This window comes from Allopusillimonas ginsengisoli (genome assembly GCF_004153455.1).
Taxonomy (GTDB): Bacteria; Pseudomonadota; Gammaproteobacteria; order Burkholderiales; family Burkholderiaceae_B; genus Allopusillimonas; species Allopusillimonas ginsengisoli.
In genome coordinates this window covers 15,255-30,821 of record NZ_SDQE01000004.1, presented here as the reverse complement: position 1 = coordinate 30,821, position 15,567 = coordinate 15,255, and the positions used below count along the sequence as shown (strand labels likewise).

Annotated in this window: 17 protein-coding genes; 6 read left to right on the top strand and 11 right to left on the bottom strand. The window is 59.7% G+C overall.

Annotation, left to right across the window (positions count from 1 at the left end; all coding sequences use genetic code 11):
- Positions 1-55: 55 nt before the first annotated feature.
- From ERE07_RS10235 to ERE07_RS10220, 4 genes are read left to right on the top strand one after another with little or no spacing between them, the layout of a single operon-like run.
- On the top strand, positions 56-1,594 hold the full coding sequence (locus ERE07_RS10235) for an ABC transporter ATP-binding protein (protein ID WP_130008732.1): 1,539 nt from the start codon (positions 56-58) through the stop codon (positions 1,592-1,594).
- Positions 1,581-2,642, top strand: a complete 1,062-nt coding sequence (locus ERE07_RS10230) for an ABC transporter permease (protein ID WP_130008731.1) — start codon at positions 1,581-1,583, stop codon at positions 2,640-2,642. The genes ERE07_RS10235 and ERE07_RS10230 overlap by 14 nt, the downstream gene beginning before the upstream one ends.
- The gene (locus tag ERE07_RS10225) at positions 2,642-3,559 is read left to right on the top strand and encodes an ABC transporter permease (protein WP_130008730.1); all 918 of its coding nucleotides are present in this window, start codon (positions 2,642-2,644) and stop codon (positions 3,557-3,559) included. Before ERE07_RS10230 ends, ERE07_RS10225 begins: the two co-directional genes overlap by 1 nt.
- Before the next feature lie 9 nt (positions 3,560-3,568).
- Positions 3,569-4,654, top strand: a complete 1,086-nt coding sequence (locus tag ERE07_RS10220; RefSeq protein ID WP_130008729.1) for a BMP family ABC transporter substrate-binding protein — start codon at positions 3,569-3,571, stop codon at positions 4,652-4,654.
- A 149-nt stretch (positions 4,655-4,803) separates the two neighbouring features.
- Here the strand turns inward: ERE07_RS10220 and ERE07_RS10215 are convergent, their stop codons facing one another.
- Together ERE07_RS10215 and ERE07_RS10210 are read right to left on the bottom strand one after the other, a co-directional pair.
- Entirely contained in the window at positions 4,804-5,799 is a 996-nt protein-coding gene (locus ERE07_RS10215) for an aldo/keto reductase (RefSeq protein ID WP_130008728.1), read from the bottom strand.
- A 76-nt stretch (positions 5,800-5,875) separates the two neighbouring features.
- Positions 5,876-6,319 (bottom strand): PaaI family thioesterase, encoded by a 444-nt coding sequence (locus tag ERE07_RS10210; protein ID WP_130008727.1) that lies wholly within the window; start codon positions 6,317-6,319, stop codon positions 5,876-5,878.
- Positions 6,320-6,379: 60 nt separating this feature from the next.
- Here ERE07_RS10210 and ERE07_RS10205 point away from each other — a divergent pair, with 60 nt between their 5' ends.
- A complete protein-coding gene (locus ERE07_RS10205) occupies positions 6,380-6,796 on the top strand; it encodes a hypothetical protein (protein WP_130008726.1) in 417 nt (138 codons plus the stop codon).
- Positions 6,797-6,840: 44 nt separating this feature from the next.
- Positions 6,841-7,437 (top strand): copper chaperone PCu(A)C, encoded by a 597-nt coding sequence (locus ERE07_RS10200; protein ID WP_130008725.1) that lies wholly within the window; start codon positions 6,841-6,843, stop codon positions 7,435-7,437.
- A gap of 5 nt (positions 7,438-7,442) precedes the next feature.
- Here the strand turns inward: ERE07_RS10200 and ERE07_RS10195 are convergent, their stop codons facing one another.
- From ERE07_RS10195 to ERE07_RS10155, 9 genes are all read right to left on the bottom strand, one after another.
- Positions 7,443-8,252 carry an alpha/beta fold hydrolase gene (locus tag ERE07_RS10195; RefSeq protein WP_130008724.1) on the bottom strand — a complete coding sequence of 270 codons (810 nt, stop codon included), beginning with the start codon at positions 8,250-8,252 and terminating at the stop codon, positions 7,443-7,445.
- Positions 8,252-8,935, bottom strand: a complete 684-nt coding sequence (gene ybgF / locus ERE07_RS10190) for a tol-pal system protein YbgF (protein WP_130008723.1) — start codon at positions 8,933-8,935, stop codon at positions 8,252-8,254. Before ybgF ends, ERE07_RS10195 begins: the two co-directional genes overlap by 1 nt.
- A gap of 70 nt (positions 8,936-9,005) precedes the next feature.
- A complete protein-coding gene (gene pal / locus ERE07_RS10185) occupies positions 9,006-9,512 on the bottom strand; it encodes a peptidoglycan-associated lipoprotein Pal (RefSeq protein WP_130008722.1) in 507 nt (168 codons plus the stop codon).
- Positions 9,513-9,544: 32 nt separating this feature from the next.
- Positions 9,545-10,822, bottom strand: coding sequence for a Tol-Pal system beta propeller repeat protein TolB (tolB, locus tag ERE07_RS10180; RefSeq protein ID WP_167670843.1), 1,278 nt, complete (start codon positions 10,820-10,822; stop codon positions 9,545-9,547).
- Between the two features lie 46 nt (positions 10,823-10,868).
- The gene (gene tolA / locus ERE07_RS10175) at positions 10,869-12,173 is read right to left on the bottom strand and encodes a cell envelope integrity protein TolA (RefSeq protein ID WP_130008720.1); all 1,305 of its coding nucleotides are present in this window, start codon (positions 12,171-12,173) and stop codon (positions 10,869-10,871) included.
- Positions 12,170-12,613, bottom strand: coding sequence for an ExbD/TolR family protein (locus ERE07_RS10170; RefSeq protein WP_130008719.1), 444 nt, complete (start codon positions 12,611-12,613; stop codon positions 12,170-12,172). Before ERE07_RS10170 ends, tolA begins: the two co-directional genes overlap by 4 nt.
- On the bottom strand, positions 12,613-13,287 hold the full coding sequence (gene tolQ / locus ERE07_RS10165) for a protein TolQ (protein ID WP_130008718.1): 675 nt from the start codon (positions 13,285-13,287) through the stop codon (positions 12,613-12,615). Before tolQ ends, ERE07_RS10170 begins: the two co-directional genes overlap by 1 nt.
- 2 nt (positions 13,288-13,289) lie before the next feature.
- A complete protein-coding gene (gene ybgC / locus ERE07_RS10160) occupies positions 13,290-13,715 on the bottom strand; it encodes a tol-pal system-associated acyl-CoA thioesterase (RefSeq protein ID WP_130008717.1) in 426 nt (141 codons plus the stop codon).
- Positions 13,716-13,779: 64 nt separating this feature from the next.
- On the bottom strand, positions 13,780-15,513 hold the full coding sequence (locus ERE07_RS10155; RefSeq protein ID WP_130008716.1) for a proline--tRNA ligase: 1,734 nt from the start codon (positions 15,511-15,513) through the stop codon (positions 13,780-13,782).
- Between the last annotated feature and the right edge of the window lie 54 nt (positions 15,514-15,567).

The following is a 15,567-nucleotide window of genomic DNA, read 5'->3' as shown; positions in this document are numbered from 1 at the left end:
CGCCGTCATGGGCGGCAACCACGCATAACAATACCAACATGAGCATACGTCCGGCATGAGCCCTCGCCTCGCGCTGCAGCAGATCACCAAGCAGTATCCGGCCGTCGTTGCCAACGACGCTGTCGATCTGACGGTATTGCCCGGCGAAATTCACGCCGTGTTGGGCGAGAACGGCGCAGGCAAATCCACGCTGATGAAAATCATTTATGGCGTGGTAAGGCCTGACATGGGCCGCCTGTACTGGAATGGCCAGGAAACCCTCATCGCGAGCCCATCCGCCGCGAGAGAGCTGGGCATAGGCATGGTGTTCCAGCACTTTTCCCTGTTCGATACGCTGACGGTCGCCGAGAATATCGCCTTGGGCCTGCCCGGCGGCACACGCCTGGACGAGCTTGCGCGCCGCATCACGGAGACTGCCCATCAGTATGGGCTGGATCTCGAGCCGCAGCGTCATGTTCACACCTTGTCGGTGGGCGAACGGCAACGTGTCGAGATTGTGCGAGCCCTGCTGGGCAAGCCTCAGTTGCTGATTCTGGATGAGCCAACGTCGGTGCTCACGCCGCAGGCGGTGCAGCGTCTGTTCGATACCCTGCGCCAGCTCGCCGCAGAGGGTTGCAGTATTTTGTACATCAGCCACAAACTCGATGAAATCCGCGCGCTCTGTCAAACCTGTACCGTCATGCGCGCCGGCAAGGTCTCGGGCGTATGCGATCCGCGCAATGAAAGTGCTGCCAGCCTGTCTCGCATGATGACAGGCGCTGAACCGCCCGCGCTCCAACACCGGGACCAGCAGCCCGGCAAAGCGATACTGACGGTGCGCAACCTCAGCCTGCCTCGGGCGCATCCTTATGCCACAGAGCTCAATCATATTCATTTCGACGTGAGGGCGGGAGAGATATTGGGCGTGGCCGGGGTTTCCGGCAACGGCCAGCAAGAATTGCTGGCTGTGCTGTCCGGCGAAGATACGCGCGCGCGGAACGACGCCATTTTGCTGGATACGCTCCCGATAGGGCGGCGGTCTACAGCATGGCGGCGTGCGCGGGGCATTGGCATTGTGCCCGAAGAGCGGTTGGGGCGCGGTGCCGTGCCGGAACTCTCGTTGGCCCAGAATATTCTGCTGTCGCACCAGGGCGGCGCCACGGTGCGCCACGGGATGGTACGACGCAAAGCGCTTCTTGCCCTGGCGGGCGACATCATTGCCCGCTTCGGTGTCCGGGCGTCCGGGCCGATGGCGGCGGCGGCCAGCCTTTCCGGCGGCAATCTGCAGAAATACATCATTGGCCGCGAGATCACCCGCAAGCCCCGTCTATTGCTGGTGGCGCAACCCACCTGGGGTGTGGATGTCAGCGCTGCCGCGCGCATACGCGCCGAACTGCTGGCATTGCGCGATTCGGGTTGTGCCTTGCTGGTCATCTCCGAAGAGCTGGACGAATTGTTCGAGATCTCAGACCGTCTTGTCGTGATCGCCAAAGGCAAGGTATCGCCTTCAGTCTCGCGGGCTGAAGCGACCCGGGATCAGATAGGTCAATGGATGAGCGGGCTTTGGCCGCAAGAAGCAGCCGGCACGGGAGGACAGGCGTATGCTCAGGCTTGAGCCGCGCGCGGCGCCTTCGCCCTGGATGGCCTGGCTTTCGCCCGTTTTTGCGGTGCTGCTGACGCTGGTCTGCGGTTTCGTGCTGTTTTTGGCGGTAGGCAAAGACCCTCTGGCCAGTCTTGCGGTGTTTTTTCTGCAGCCGTTGAGCAGTCTGCATGGCTGGTCCGAAGTCGGTGTGAAAATGGCACCGCTGTTGATGATCTCTGTCGGGCTGGCCTTATGCTTTCGCGCCAACGTGTTCAATATCGGCGCCGAAGGTCAGTTCGTCGTGGGGGCCATCGCCGCTGGCGCACTGATTCTTTATTTCGACAATGACACCAATGGTGGCTTCTGGCTCATGACGCTGGCACTGCTAGCGGGTATCGCAGGAGGCATGTTTTGGGCCGCGATTACAGCATGGTTGCGGGATCGTTTTCACGCGAACGAAATTCTTGTTTCTCTGATGCTGGTGTATGTGGCGCAGTTACTGCTGAGCTACCTGGTGCACGGCGTGCTCATGGACCCGGACGGCTTTGGATTCCCCCAATCGCGTCTGTTCTCGGATGGCTTTTTGTTCCCGTCCATTCTGCCGGGCACGCGTTTGCATCCGGGTATTCTGATCGCGCTGGCGGCTGCGCTGGCAGGATGGCTGTACCTGTCCCGAAGCTTTTCCGGCTTCAGGCTGCAGGTAGGCGGCATGGCGCCACTGGCGGCGCGCTATGCCGGATTCTCATCGCGCGCGTCACTTTGGCTGGCCATGCTGGTATCCGGCGGCTTGGCTGGCCTGGCCGGCGCCTGCGAGATTATCGGCCCCATTGGGCAATTGACGCCATCCATCTCACCGGGCTACGGGTTTGCGGCCATTATTGTCGCCTTTGTTGGCAGGCTGCATCCGTTGGGCGTTGTGTTTTCCAGCTTCATCATGGCCTTGCTCTATATTGGCGGAGAGCTGTCCCAGAGCCGTCTCGGCATGCCCAGCGCCATCACCGGCATCTTTCAGGGCATATTGCTGTTCGCCTTGCTGGCTTGCGACGTGCTCATTCACAACCGCGTGCGCTGGAGAAAATAATGGATGCGCTTGCCCCTCTGATCGCATCGTCCATTATCGCAGGCACGCCGTTGATGCTGGCCGCGCTGGGCTTGTTGATCAATGAGAAGTCCGGTGTCATCAACCTGGGTTCCGAAGGCATCATGCTGGTTGCCGCGGTATCTGGATTTGCGGTTGCGCTGGATTCGGGCAGCCCGGCCCTGGGCTTTGCGGCGGGCGCGCTGGCCGGGATGGCGATGGCCGGTTTTTTCGCCTGGCTCACAGTGTGGCTGGGCGCCAACCAGGTTGCCACAGGTTTGGCGCTGTCGCTGTTCGGTGTGGGGGCATCGGCGTACATGGGTCTGTCCTATGTTGGCGCAACGCTGCAGGTGCACGCGTTCGGTATTCCCGTCCTGAAAGACCTGCCATTCGTGGGGGCCGCGCTGTTCCGGCATCATCCCATGGTGTATTTGTCCTTGCTGTTGTGCGCGTCCATTGCCTGGTTTCTTCATCGCACGCGCGCCGGTCTGGTGCTTCGCGCTGTCGGCGAGTCGCCGGCATCCGCGCATGCCCTGGGCTACAACGTCAGGCGCATACGCCTTGGCGCGCTGCTGTTCGGCGGCGCCTGCTGTGGGTTGGCCGGGGCGTTCATGTCGCTGGTCTATACGCCGATGTGGGTCGAGAACATGGTGGCCGGGCGCGGGTGGATCGCGCTGGCATTGACCACCTTCGCCACCTGGCGGCCCGCGCGCGTGCTGATCGGCGCCTATCTTTTTGGCGGGATCACGATACTTACTTTCCACATGCAGGCGCTGGGCGTACCCATCGCCTCGCAGTTGCTTTCCATGCTACCTTATCTTGCAACGATACTGGTGCTGGTGCTTATTTCTCGTAACGCCATATGGATAAGGCTGAACATGCCTGCATCCCTCGGCAAGAACTTCAATCCCCATACCTGAGGAATTCACATGTCTGCAAAACTGCTCCGCAAAGCGTTGCAATGGATGGTGCTGGCACCGGCCATGGCTTGCTCGTTCACCGCAATGGCCGATGAGCCGCTTAAAATTGGCTTTGTGTATGTCAGCCCCATTGGCGACGCAGGCTGGACCTGGCAACAGGATCTGGGCCGTCTCGAAATGGAAAAGGCGCTGGGCGACAAGGTCAAAACACAATACGTTGAAGATGTGCCGGAAGGCGCAGACGCCGAGCGCGTAATTCGCGACCTGGCGCAACAGGGAAACAAGCTGATCTTCACAACCTCTTTCGGCTACATGAACCCCACCATCAAGGTGGCCAAGCAGTTTCCAGACGTCAAGTTCGTGCATTCCACGGGGTACAAGACAGCGCCTAACGTCGCCACCACCAATGCCCGCTTCTACGAAGCGCGTTATCTCGCTGGCATCATTGCCGGCAAGATGACCAAGTCCAATATCGCAGGCTATGTAGGAGCCTACCCTATCCCTGAAGTGCTGCAAGGCATCAACGCATTCACACGCGGCATGCGCAGTGTCAATCCCAAGGCAGAGATCAGGGTCATCTGGGTCAACAGCTGGTTTGATCCAGGCAAGGAACGTGACGCCGCATTGGCGCTCATGGGGCAGGGCGCCGATATCGTCACGCACCACACCGATTCCACGGCCACCGTCCAGGCTGCGGAAGAAAAAGGCAAATACGCCATTGCCTACCACTCGGACATGAGCAAGTTCGGGCCGCATGCGCAGTTGGCTGCGGTGACGCACCATTGGGGCAAGTACTTTACCAAAGAGGCACAGGACGTCCTGGACGGCAGCTGGAAGTCCGATCAAACCTGGGGCGGCCTGAAGTCAGACATGGCGGCGATCGAAGGTTTCAATGCAGCATTGCCTGAAGACGTGCTCAAGCTCGTCAAAGAAAAGGAAGCCGAAATCATCGCCGGTACCCTGGCGCCCTTTGCGGCGCCCATCCACGACAACACCGGCAAGGTTGTGCTTGAATCCGGCGTGTTGGATGACGCCGGATTGAACAAAATGAATTATTACGTGCAAGGCGTGGCGGGCAGCCTGCCCACCAAATAAGCCAGCGCCACAGGATGGCTGCTGTCCAGACCGTCCAGCGCAACAACAAAGGCCAGCGTCCTGTGTCGCTGGCCTTTGTTGTTGGCGGCGGGGATCATGAGACGTGTTATGGCCGCCCGGCGCCGGTTGATCAGGACAGGCTGCTATTGTTAGCGCCCATGAAAAGGATAGTTGGGGTCAATGTAGCCGTGGGTGGAAGCATGTCCGGGAGGGACCAGGCTGTCTACCAGTGACTCGTCTTCGGTTGAGATTTGCACCTCGAGCGCAGGATAGTAGTCTTCCAGTTGGGCCAGAGTACGCGGGCCTGCAATCACGGCGCTTACATGCTTGTTGGCCAGCACCCAGGCCGTGGCGAAGTGGCCTAGTTTGATGTCTCGTTCTTCGCAATACTGTTGCAGCGTTTGCGCGATCTGCAAGGACTCTTCGCGAAACTCCGTCTGCAGAATACGCCGGTCGCCGCGTCCGGCCCGGGTATCGCCGGGAGGTTGCCGCCCAGGCGGATACTTGCCGGTCAATACACCCCGAGCGATCGGGCTATATGGCACGACGCCAAGCCCGTAATGCCCACAGGCAGGCAGGATTTCGACTTCTGGCCCGCGATTGAGCAGGTTGTAATAGGGTTGGCAAACAATAGGCTGCGGCACGGTGGCAAGCTGGCAGAGCCGGATGATTTCGGCGATGCGCCAGCCACGGAAGTTGGACAGCCCAAAAGCACGTATCTTGCCCGCGCTGATCAGGTCGCCCAGGGCGCGGACCGCCTCATCCAGGTTTTCGTCGCTGAAATCGCGATGCAGATACAGGATATCAATATGAGAGGTGCCCAGGCGGCGCAGGCTGTCGTCGACCGCTTGCATGATCCAGTGACGCGAATAATGGGAATGATTGGGCCGATCGCTCATGCGGTTGCCCAGTTTGGTTGCCAATATCCATTCGTTGCGCTGGTCGCCCAGCACCTGGCCGACCATTTCTTCGGAGCCGCCCGTGCTGTAGACATCCGCTGTGTCGATGAAATTCAATCCATGTTCGCGGGCAGAGGCAACCATGTCGCGGGCGACATCAAGAGGGGTTTGGTCGCTGAACATCATGGTGCCCAGGCACAAAGCCGAGACGCGCAGATTGCTATTGCCCAGGCGGCGATATTGCATGACGATTCCTTAGTGCGTACGGGAAGTATTATTGTGTTGTACTGACTTGAGTCTGTCCAGCCATGGCCGGGAGTGGTTACGCCTGCTTTGCTGTGGGGAGCGCCCAGGTGCTAATAGCTTGTGCGACAGGGTCTCCACCCGTGGCGGGCACCAATAACACCTCGCCGGCGGCGAGCCGGCCGGTTTTGAGTATCTTGGCATGGGCCAGCACCCCGCCGGACGGCGTCTTACGCAGAAAATTCATGGTCAGGCTGGCCGTAACGGCGTGCTCATTGCCGGTTGCACCCACGATCGCGGCATAAAGCGCGAGGTCGGCCAGACCCATGAGCATGGGGCCGGCGATCATGCCGCCCAGGCGCTGATGCTCGCTGCGGTCCGGCAGCCTGAGCGTGGCGGTGCCGTGTCCGATGTCCAGAATGTCGATCGCGAGAATCGATGCGAAAGGATGATGAGACTGCAGCAATTGCTGAAAGCCATCCACACTGATGGCGGGAGTCATGGCAGTGCTGGTTGTATTCATGATGAAGCGCAAAAGAGACTGGATGCTGACATAGTACACTTCGACTCAATGAGCAGGCACATGGGCTCCCTTCTTTCGCGAAAACAGCACACGATCGCTGTGCTGGCCCTCTTGTGCGCGTTTCTTTTGCGTGCCGTGATTCCTGCAGGCTATATGCCTTCACAGGGGGCTGATTCGAACATGGCGGGCCTGGGAGGCATGACACTCTGTGTGTCGGGCCTGCCATTGCCGGTCGTCACTACACTGGGCTTTCAGGGTCAGGATGATCATGCCGAACCGGTGATGCTGCACTGCGCGTTCGGCAGCGTCTCAAGCCAGGCATTCTTGTTGTTTGCCGTCCTGGGCCTCATTCTTGTTTTAGGTTACAGCAGTTGGCTGCCGCGGCGCGTGGTGGATGCAGGCAGCGAACCCATGATCCACGGCCCTCCTGTTGGTTCGAGAGCGCCTCCGTCCTGGTCGAGTCTTGCCAGACACTGAGCATTCGAGCATTACCAATCCATATATCGAACAAGAGGTTCATCATGAAGAAGCTTATGCTAGCAGGCATATTGGCGCTGAGCGGCGCGTCGTTGACCACGATCGCGTTCGCATCGGGCGATGGCCATGCAAAAAACGATGCACACGCGGGTCATGGCGGCGCAGCGCATGCCAGCGCCGATCAACCCGCCGCCGGACATGACATGCCCGGCGGTCATCACATGCCTCAGCACCAGGCCCTTGATTGGGACAGCGCCAAGGTCTCGGACACGATCGCCGTAACGGAATGCTGGATACGTTCCATACCGGCCCCCGCCCCCTCGGGCGGTTATTTTGTTGTGCACAACAAGGGCCAGGACGCAATCAAACTCATAGGGGCCGCCTCGCCTGCTTATGGCATGGTCATGCTGCATCAGACCACACAACATGAAGGCATGAGCAGAATGTCAGAAGCCGAGGACATCACAATTGCGTCGGGCGGCACGTTGGCGTTCAAGCCTGGCGGCTATCACGCCATGCTGGAACAGGCAGCCAAGGCGCCTGCCATCGGCAGCCAGGTGACGCTGGATTTTCTCTTTGACAATGGCAAGAAAGCCAGTGCCCAGTGCGAGGTCAAACCGGCCAACACACTGGTGCGCTGACCGTCTTATCCCGCATTGATCAGGAAGTCTGTCACGGTTTGATTAAAGGCGCGCGGATTGGCAAGATTCATGCCGTGCGCCGCCATCGGTATCGTGACGCGAGTCGCCTGCGGAAGCGCATCCTGCAACGCCCTCAGGCGGCTCGCATAACGTTCAGGGCTGTGAGCGCCGCCGATCAGCAATAACGGCGCATCGAGGGCCTGCACCTGATCCATGTTTACAGCGGGATGAGGCTCCTGCGCCTGCGACAGCAGGGTGCGGCTATTGTCTTTCACCATGGTTTTGAACCAACTGGTCATTTGTCGCCAGGTGCCAGCGCCGTTCGCCTTGTCGACAAAGCCCGATACGGCCGCTTCGATGTTCCCCTGCCGGAGGAGGGTTGCCATGTCGCCATGAAACGCGGGCGCGGCGGGTTCGCCTTCAAGACGAAAACCAGGGTCTGCCAGCGTCAGTGTGCGAACCAATGCTGGGGCCTGCAAGGCCAGTTCCAGCGCCACCTGAGCGCCACGCGAATGGCCCAGTATGTGCGCGGGGCGCCCGTTTCCCAAGTTCTGGATGAAGGCGGCCATGTCCTGTGCGTGCCGCGCAACACTGAACCGAGGGTCTGCCTGCTGTGAAGCCTGCGGCCAATACCCACGCAGGCTGGGGGCAACCACATGCCACTGCGCACTGAGCGCCGGCAATTGCCAGCGCCAATAGCGATAATCGCACAGGGAGCCGTGAATGAAGACCAGCATATCGCCGGCGCCCGCCTGGGCGTAATGAACCGTGTGGTCCTCAAGCGCACAGGCGTAATCGGTGGGCGGAAACTCCATTACTGCAACAGTTGCAGGCGGCTTTTTGCGGTTTCGGCGGCGGAGGTATCCGGATACTGCTTGACGATGCGCTGCAGGCTGGCCTGTGCGCCCGCCATATCGTTAAGTTCGATCTGGCTGGCTGCGATGACCAGGAGGGCGTCGGGCGCGCGAGGGTCGTCGGGCGAGTCGCGAACCATTTGCTGCAAACCTTGTATGGAGCCTTTGAAGTCTTTGCTCGCGTAGCGGCTGCTGCCTTGATAAAAGCGTGCTTCAGGACCGAGCTGGCTGTCGGGGTAAGACTGCAGAAACTGTTCGAAGCTGGACACGGCTTCTTTGTACTTGCCGTTGCGAAACAGGTCCATCGGACCTTCGAATGCCGCCTGTTCCTGGGGATCGGCAACCTGTTTGACAGCCGATTGATCCTGGCCGGCGCGCTGCTGCAGGCTCTGTTGCCAATTGAGCTGTTCCAGCTGCCCTCGCATTTTGGCCACTTCCTGCTGCAGCATTTCGATCTGGTCGGCCTGTTGCAGGCGCACGCGGCGGCTTTGGTCGGTAAGCTGCTTGATCTGTTCGCGCATGTCCAGAATGGCGCGGCGCGCCTCATCATCGGCAAACGCATGGGCAGGCGACGCAATCAAGGCGGATAGCGAGAGGGCAGCGCTGAGTACCTTGGTACGTAGCGACAGAGAGTAAACGCTCATTTTCGGTCCCGTCAAATAAAAAAGCCGCGGCGGGGAGCCGCCACGGCGTAGCTGTATCCCTTAGTGGATATTATCGCTGATAGACGATATCCGCACGACGGTTTTCAGCATAGTCGGCTTCGGTGTTACCCGTTGCGCGAGGACGTTCCTTACCGAAGCTGATGGCTTCGATCTGGTTGCTGTTGACACCCAGCAGCGTCATCATGCGGGAGACCGCATCGGAACGGCGCTGGCCCAGAGCAAGGTTGTACTCGGCGCCGCCACGGGCATCCGCATTGCCTTCGATGCGGATTTTCTGTTGTGCGTGGCTAGTCAGGTAGGACGAGTGCATTTCCACCAGGCTGCGGTATTGTTCAGGCACAGTGTAGCTATCGAACTCGAAGTAAACAGAGCGTTGCTGTGCCAGCGGGCTTTGCGGATTGAATGGATCCATGACCTGGCCAGTGGAGGCGGATCCACCACCCGTGCCAGCGGTACCGGACCCATTGGCCGATTCGTCCAGGGGTACCGAGCTGCAGGCAGCCAGCGAGGCTGCGAAAGCGACTACGGTAAGTGATTTTGCGATGCGCGAGCTCATTAAGGTTCCTTTGAGAAAGAGTCACACGAAAACTAATTTGTAAATGGTCCCCACGTCGGTTCACGTACCTTGCCATTGAGAGCCGAAAGCGTTTGGCGCACTCGACCATCTACAGAAGTGACGGCCAATACACTACGACCGCCTTGTACGGAACTATAGAGGATTTGCATTCCGTTAGGCGCAAAACTGGGCGACTCGTCATCGGGACCGGCAGTAAGCAGTTGTTCAGAGCCTGCCCCCATGTCCTGTAATGCAATACGGAATGCACCATCTCTTCTTGTAACGTACACCAGCTTGTTTCCATCTGGCGATAGGGCGGGTGAGATATTGTAACTCCCGTTAAAGGTCAGGCGCTGTGCATCGCCGCCACCGACAGCAACTTTATATATCTGGGGGTTGCCGCCACGATCGCTGGTGAAGATCAAAGAGCCGCCGTCGGCCGTAAATTGCGGCTCGGTATCGATCAGGGGAGAGCGCATGATGCGACGCAGCCCGGACCCATCCGCCCCTATGGTATAGATTTGGGAGATACCGTCGCGCGACAGCACCAGCGCCAGTTGCTGACCATTGGGTGCCCACGCAGGCGCGCTGTTGTTGCCTTTGAAGTTCGCAAGCGGCACCCGCTGGCCTGAGGCAAGGGTTTGGACATAGACCACAGGCTTGCCCAGCTCGAAGCTGACGTAGGCAAGACGCGTGCCGTCGGGGGACCATGCAGGCGAGATGATCGACTGTTTTGAACGCAACATCACCTGTGGATTCTGGCCGTCAGCGTCAGCAATTTGTAACTCATAAGTGTTGCCGGTCTGCAACACATACGCGATACGGGTTGAAAAAACACCCCTTACGCCAGTGATTTTTTCATAGATGCGGTCTGCGATTTGATGCGAAATGCGTCGGAGCTCCTTTTCGGTGCCCGAGAAGGCGACGCCATCCATCTGAGTGCGCCGGACGGAATCCACCAGCCGGTAGTTGACGTTGTACTGGCCCCCGGACTGTGTAATCGAGCCGTAGGCGAGGTAATCGGCGCCCCGGTTGCGCCAGTCGTCAAAGGCGATGCTGCTGTTGACGTCCAGATTGGCGCCTGTTGCGTTGATGAGCTTGAACTGCCCGGAGCGGGTCAGGTCAGCCCGAATGACTTCGGCAATCGCTTGTCCGTGCGCATCGCCGGCGAAGTCAGCGATGGCGATGGGGTATTGGGTGGCTCCGACGCCGGAGATGTCTACCCGTAACTGCGCCTGCGCGCTGCGGCCCGCAAGCAGCCCGGTCGCAGCCATCAGCAACCCGCAGGCGATTGCCTTCCAGTTGCGCATGGGGGCGCGTTTTAGTGAAGTGACAACTGCCATAACTGGTATCTCCTTAATCGTACATCCGATAGTCGCCCTCGATTTCCGAAGGATACTTGCCTGACGGCGGTTTGGGGAAGGGCGAGCAGGCCTGGAGGCCTTTCCTCACGGCATCGTCAAAGCCGGGAATACCCGAGGAACGCCTGATGCTTACATTCTTTACGGTGCCGTCCGAGTTCAGTTGTACCTGATATTTTACCGTGGGGTTGGCGGAACGGCGCGGCGGGACGTTGTAGATAACGCCAGGACGCACACATGCCCTGACCTTTGCGGCATAGCCGCCATCGCCACCACCGCCGCCGGCCTGGTTGCGATCCGCGGTGCCGCCCGCAATGCCCGCCGCGCCCAAGGCGTCGCTGCGCATGGCTTGGCGCAGTGCTTCCCGCTTGGCAGCCGCCGCTTTCTCTGCAGCAGCCTTCTTGGCGGCTTCTTCTTTGGCCTTTTTCTCGGCCGCGGCTTTTGCCGCTGCCTTTTTGGCGGCTTCTTCCTTGGCTTTCTTTTCAGCCTCGGCTTTTTCTGCGGCAGCCTTCTTGGCCGCCTCTTCCTTGGCCTTTTTCTCTGCCGCCGCTTTTTCCGCCGCAGCCTTTTCAGCGGCGGCTTTCTCTGCCGCGGCTTTTTTGGCGGCTTCTTCCTTGGCTTTTTCTTCAGCCTCGGCCTTTTCCGCGGCGGCTTTGGCCGCAGCCAGCGCCGCAGCTTCCTTTTCCTGGCGTGCTTTTTCTTCGGCCTCGGCCTTTTTCTGCGCTGCCTCTTCGGCTTTTCGCTCGGCCTCGGCTTTCTCTGCCGCCGCTTTTTCCGCCGCAGCCTTCTCGGCGGCTTTGCGTTCAGCCTCTTCCTTGGCCTGTTGTTCGGCAGCCAATTGGGCAGCCTTGCGCTCTTCCTCTTCTTGCTTTTCGCGTTTCTTGCGTGCTTCTTCGAGCGCGATGTCGGGATCGACCTCGGGCTCGGGAGGCGGCGCAGGCTGCGTCTGGGGCTCCGCAGGAGGCGTGGGCGGCTCTTGGGGCTGAGGCGGGGTTGCCTGGGGTTGAGGTTCCGGCTCGGGCTCCGGCTCTACCTCGGGTTCCGGCTCCGGGGGCGTAGGCTCTTCGACCACATCGGGTTCTGGCTGGGTTTCTGGCTCAGCCGCGGTTCGCGTGGTGCCTTCTGCCCATAGCTCGACCTGCACCGGGTTGGGTGTCTTGGGGGACGAAACCAGCCCTGCCAGCATCAGCAAAATCAGGGCGGCATGTATACCGACGGCAAACCCGAGGCCGCGACGATCGTCGCGCTGCTCGGGTGTGCGTATGCGTTTCTTGACGTTGCGGTTATGTTTCGGCTTCATTGCTGGGCATTGGGGGCCGACTTCTGATCGACCAGCAGCCCCAGCCTGCTGACGCCGGCGCTGCGCAGTTCGTCCATGACCTTCATGACGGTTTCATAGGGCACACGGCCGTCGGCCGAGATTACCACGGGTGTATCAGCCGTAATAAGCGACTGAACCTCGGCGACCAGATTCTCGCTGTTGATCTGCTGGAAGTCGGCGCCGGCATCGCGAACGCGTATGGACGTAATGCCATCCTTGTCCAGCTGGACTTCCACGGGTTTGCTCTGGACTTCGGAGGCCTGGCCGACGGTCGGCAGCTCGATGAGACCAGGTGTGATCATCGGGGCTGTGACCATGAAAATGACCAGCAGCACCAGCATAACGTCGATGTAGGGAACGACGTTGATATCATTTTTCAGGCGGCGGGAGCGGCCTGACGTGCCGCGAACGGATGGCATCAGCGCACCTGCCGTTGGAGAATATTGAGGAATTCGTCGACAAAGCTGTCGAACCGCAGCGACAGCCTGTCGATTTCGTTGGTGTATCGGTTATAGGCGATCACGGCAGGGATGGCCGCGAAAAGGCCAATGGCGGTTGCGATCAGCGCCTCTGCAATACCGGGCGCCACGGCGGCCAGGGTTGCCTGCTGCATGGAAGACAGCCCGATAAAGGCATGCATGATCCCCCAAACAGTACCCAGCAAGCCTATGTACGGGCTGACTGAGCCTGCGGATGCCAGGAAGTTCAGATGGGATTCCAGGCCGTCCATTTCGCGCTGGTAAGCCGCGCGCATGGCCCGGCGGGGACCGTCCAGTATGGCATCGTTGCTGGCGGCGCCGCGGCGCGCCTTGATGAATTCTGTCATGCCGGCATCGAAGATACGGGCCAGCGCACCGTGCTCTGCGCGGCGCGACGCCACGGCCTGTTGCAGCACGGTGAGATCGCCGCCCGCCCAGAAGTCGTCTTCGAAGCGGCGTGTCTGGTCGTTTGCGCGCTTGAGCGCCGTATACTTGCTGAAAATGTAGGTCCAGGACAGCACGGAAATGCCCAGCAATAGCAGCATGACGAGCTGAACCGGTACGCTGGCATGGGTGACCAGGGTAAGCAACGAAAGGTCGCTAGAAGCTTGCATGGTTAATTCTTGGCCTTTTCCAGTAGGGTTCTTAATTCAGTAGAGAAAGGGGTTGGCCGCAGCGTATCGACGTCGACGCAACAGACTTGGATATTGCTTTCGCACAACAGTTCCCCACCGCACATGGCGGATTGCCTGAAGCGTATCGAAGCGGGGCCAACACGGGTAACTGCGCTGCGCAGGGCAAGCAGGTCGTCGAGCCTTGCCGGCTTGCGATAGTGTAATTCAACATCCTTGACAACAAATATACGATGTTCCCTTGCGGCAAGTTCCGATTGATTGATACCAAGCTGGCGTAGCCATTCTGTCCTGGCGCGTTCAAAGAACTTCAGGTAATTGGCGTAGTAGACGACGCCACCGGCATCGGTGTCCTCGTAATATACGCGAATATCCATCTGGAAAGGCATCGCCCGTGTATCTGTCGACATGAGTTTCGTTAAGTGGTGTGACAGTAGCCCGGCCAGCGCCCAGCCCGGCCGGGCTACCGGACGACTACAGCAATTCTAGTTGTTCCAGCGCGTACTGGGCTGCTGATTCTACAGCGACCCTGGCTGCCTCGTCCTGGCGCCGCGTCTGGATCTCAACCACGCCATCCTTGAGCCCCCGGTCGCCGACGGTAATGCGCAGCGGTACCCCAATCAACTCCCAGTCGGCGAACATGATGCCAGGCCGGGTGTCGCGATCGTCAAGCATGACATCCACGCCTTTTTCCGACAATGCTTTGTACAGGCTTTCGGCCGTGTTGCGAACCGTTTCACTTTTATGCCAGCCCATGGGACAGATGACAATTTCATAGGGTGCGATGGCGCGTGGCCAGATGATGCCCTTTGCGTCGTGGTTCTGCTCGATGGCGGCTGCGGCGATGCGGCTGATGCCGATGCCGTAGCAGCCCATTTGCATCACGGCGGGTTTGCCGTCCGTTTCCAGAAAGGTGGCGTTCAAGGCCTTGGAGTACTTGTCGCCCAGGAAAAACACGTGCCCGACCTCGATACCGCGTTGTATGGCCAAATGGCCACCCTGAGGATCCGGGTCGCCCGCCACGACGTTGCGAAGGTCTGCAACGACGGGTTCAGGCAGATCTCTTCCCCAGTTCACGCCCGTGTAGTGGAAACCTTCCTCGTTTGCGCCACAGATGAAATCACTCATGTGGGCTACGGTACGGTCCGCGACGATAGTGATCGGGCGCACAGGATTGACGGGGCCGAGATAGCCCGGCACGCAGCCGAAGGTATCGAGGATTTCGGCTTCGGTGGCAAACCGGAAGCCGGCGTCCAGCCCTGGAATCTTGCTGGCCTTGATTTCATTGAGTTCATGGTCGCCCCGCAGCAGGAGCAGCCAGATCGTCGCTGATCCCGGCGCATCCGCGTTCTCGGTGGCCAGCACGATAGACTTAACCGTGTCGGACAGCGGGCGCTCGAGTTGCGCCGCAACCAGTTCGCACTTGGGCGCGTCGGGCGTCGCCGCTTTGACCAGCGCCCCTGCCGGTGCCGCGCGCTCGTTCAGCAGGCAAGGCGCTTCGGCAAGCTCGATGTTCGCCGCATAGGCAGAGTCCGGATTGTAGACAATCAGATCTTCTCCGGTATCTGCAATCACCTGAAACTCATGGCTGCGTGAGCCGCCTATGGCGCCCGTATCCGCGGCCACGGCTCGGAATTCCAGGCCCAGGCGCGTGAAAATGCGCATATAGGCATCGTACATGGCGTCGTAGCTGGCCTGCGCAGAGGCTTCGTCGCGGTCGAAGGAATAAGCGTCCTTCATGGTGAACTCGCGTCCGCGCATCAGCCCGAAGCGAGGGCGGCGTTCATCGCGGAACTTGGTCTGGATATGATAAAAATTCAGCGGCAACTGGCGCCAACTGTGGATTTCGTTGCGCGCGATGTCCGTGATCAACTCTTCGGATGTGGGCTGGAGCACGAAATCGCGCTGATGCCTGTCCTTCATGCGCAACAGTTCGGCGCCGTATTGTTCCCAGCGACCGGACTCCACCCAGAGCTCGGCAGGCTGCACCACTGGCATCAGCAGCTCAATGGCGCCGGCGCGGTTCATTTCTTCGCGCACGATGGCTTCGATCTTGTGGAGAACCCTGAGGCCCAGGGGCATATAGGTGTATATGCCCCCAGCCGCTTTCCGGATCATTCCGGCCCGCGTCATGAGCTGGTGGCTCACGACTTCGGCTTCTGCGGGTGCTTCTTTTAGTGTGTTGATGTGATACTTGCTTGCATGCATGGTGAGGATCTCTGCAGATACGTATAATCAGTGGTAATTGTATTGAATTCGCTT

Coding starts and splice junctions, on each gene's coding strand:
- ERE07_RS10235 (WP_130008732.1), top strand. CDS start 56: ATGAGCCCTCGCCTCGCGCTGCAGCAGATCACCAAGCAGTATCCGGCC.
- ERE07_RS10230 (WP_130008731.1), top strand. CDS start 1,581: ATGCTCAGGCTTGAGCCGCGCGCGGCGCCTTCGCCCTGGATGGCCTGG.
- ERE07_RS10225 (WP_130008730.1), top strand. CDS start 2,642: ATGGATGCGCTTGCCCCTCTGATCGCATCGTCCATTATCGCAGGCACG.
- ERE07_RS10220 (WP_130008729.1), top strand. CDS start 3,569: ATGTCTGCAAAACTGCTCCGCAAAGCGTTGCAATGGATGGTGCTGGCA.
- ERE07_RS10215 (WP_130008728.1), bottom strand. CDS start 5,799: ATGCAATATCGCCGCCTGGGCAATAGCAATCTGCGCGTCTCGGCTTTG.
- ERE07_RS10210 (WP_130008727.1), bottom strand. CDS start 6,319: ATGAATACAACCAGCACTGCCATGACTCCCGCCATCAGTGTGGATGGC.
- ERE07_RS10205 (WP_130008726.1), top strand. CDS start 6,380: ATGGGCTCCCTTCTTTCGCGAAAACAGCACACGATCGCTGTGCTGGCC.
- ERE07_RS10200 (WP_130008725.1), top strand. CDS start 6,841: ATGAAGAAGCTTATGCTAGCAGGCATATTGGCGCTGAGCGGCGCGTCG.
- ERE07_RS10195 (WP_130008724.1), bottom strand. CDS start 8,252: ATGGAGTTTCCGCCCACCGATTACGCCTGTGCGCTTGAGGACCACACG.
- ybgF (WP_130008723.1), bottom strand. CDS start 8,935: ATGAGCGTTTACTCTCTGTCGCTACGTACCAAGGTACTCAGCGCTGCC.
- pal (WP_130008722.1), bottom strand. CDS start 9,512: ATGAGCTCGCGCATCGCAAAATCACTTACCGTAGTCGCTTTCGCAGCC.
- tolB (WP_167670843.1), bottom strand. CDS start 10,822: ATGCGCAACTGGAAGGCAATCGCCTGCGGGTTGCTGATGGCTGCGACC.
- tolA (WP_130008720.1), bottom strand. CDS start 12,173: ATGAAGCCGAAACATAACCGCAACGTCAAGAAACGCATACGCACACCC.
- ERE07_RS10170 (WP_130008719.1), bottom strand. CDS start 12,613: ATGCCATCCGTTCGCGGCACGTCAGGCCGCTCCCGCCGCCTGAAAAAT.
- tolQ (WP_130008718.1), bottom strand. CDS start 13,287: ATGCAAGCTTCTAGCGACCTTTCGTTGCTTACCCTGGTCACCCATGCC.
- ybgC (WP_130008717.1), bottom strand. CDS start 13,715: ATGTCGACAGATACACGGGCGATGCCTTTCCAGATGGATATTCGCGTA.
- ERE07_RS10155 (WP_130008716.1), bottom strand. CDS start 15,513: ATGCATGCAAGCAAGTATCACATCAACACACTAAAAGAAGCACCCGCA.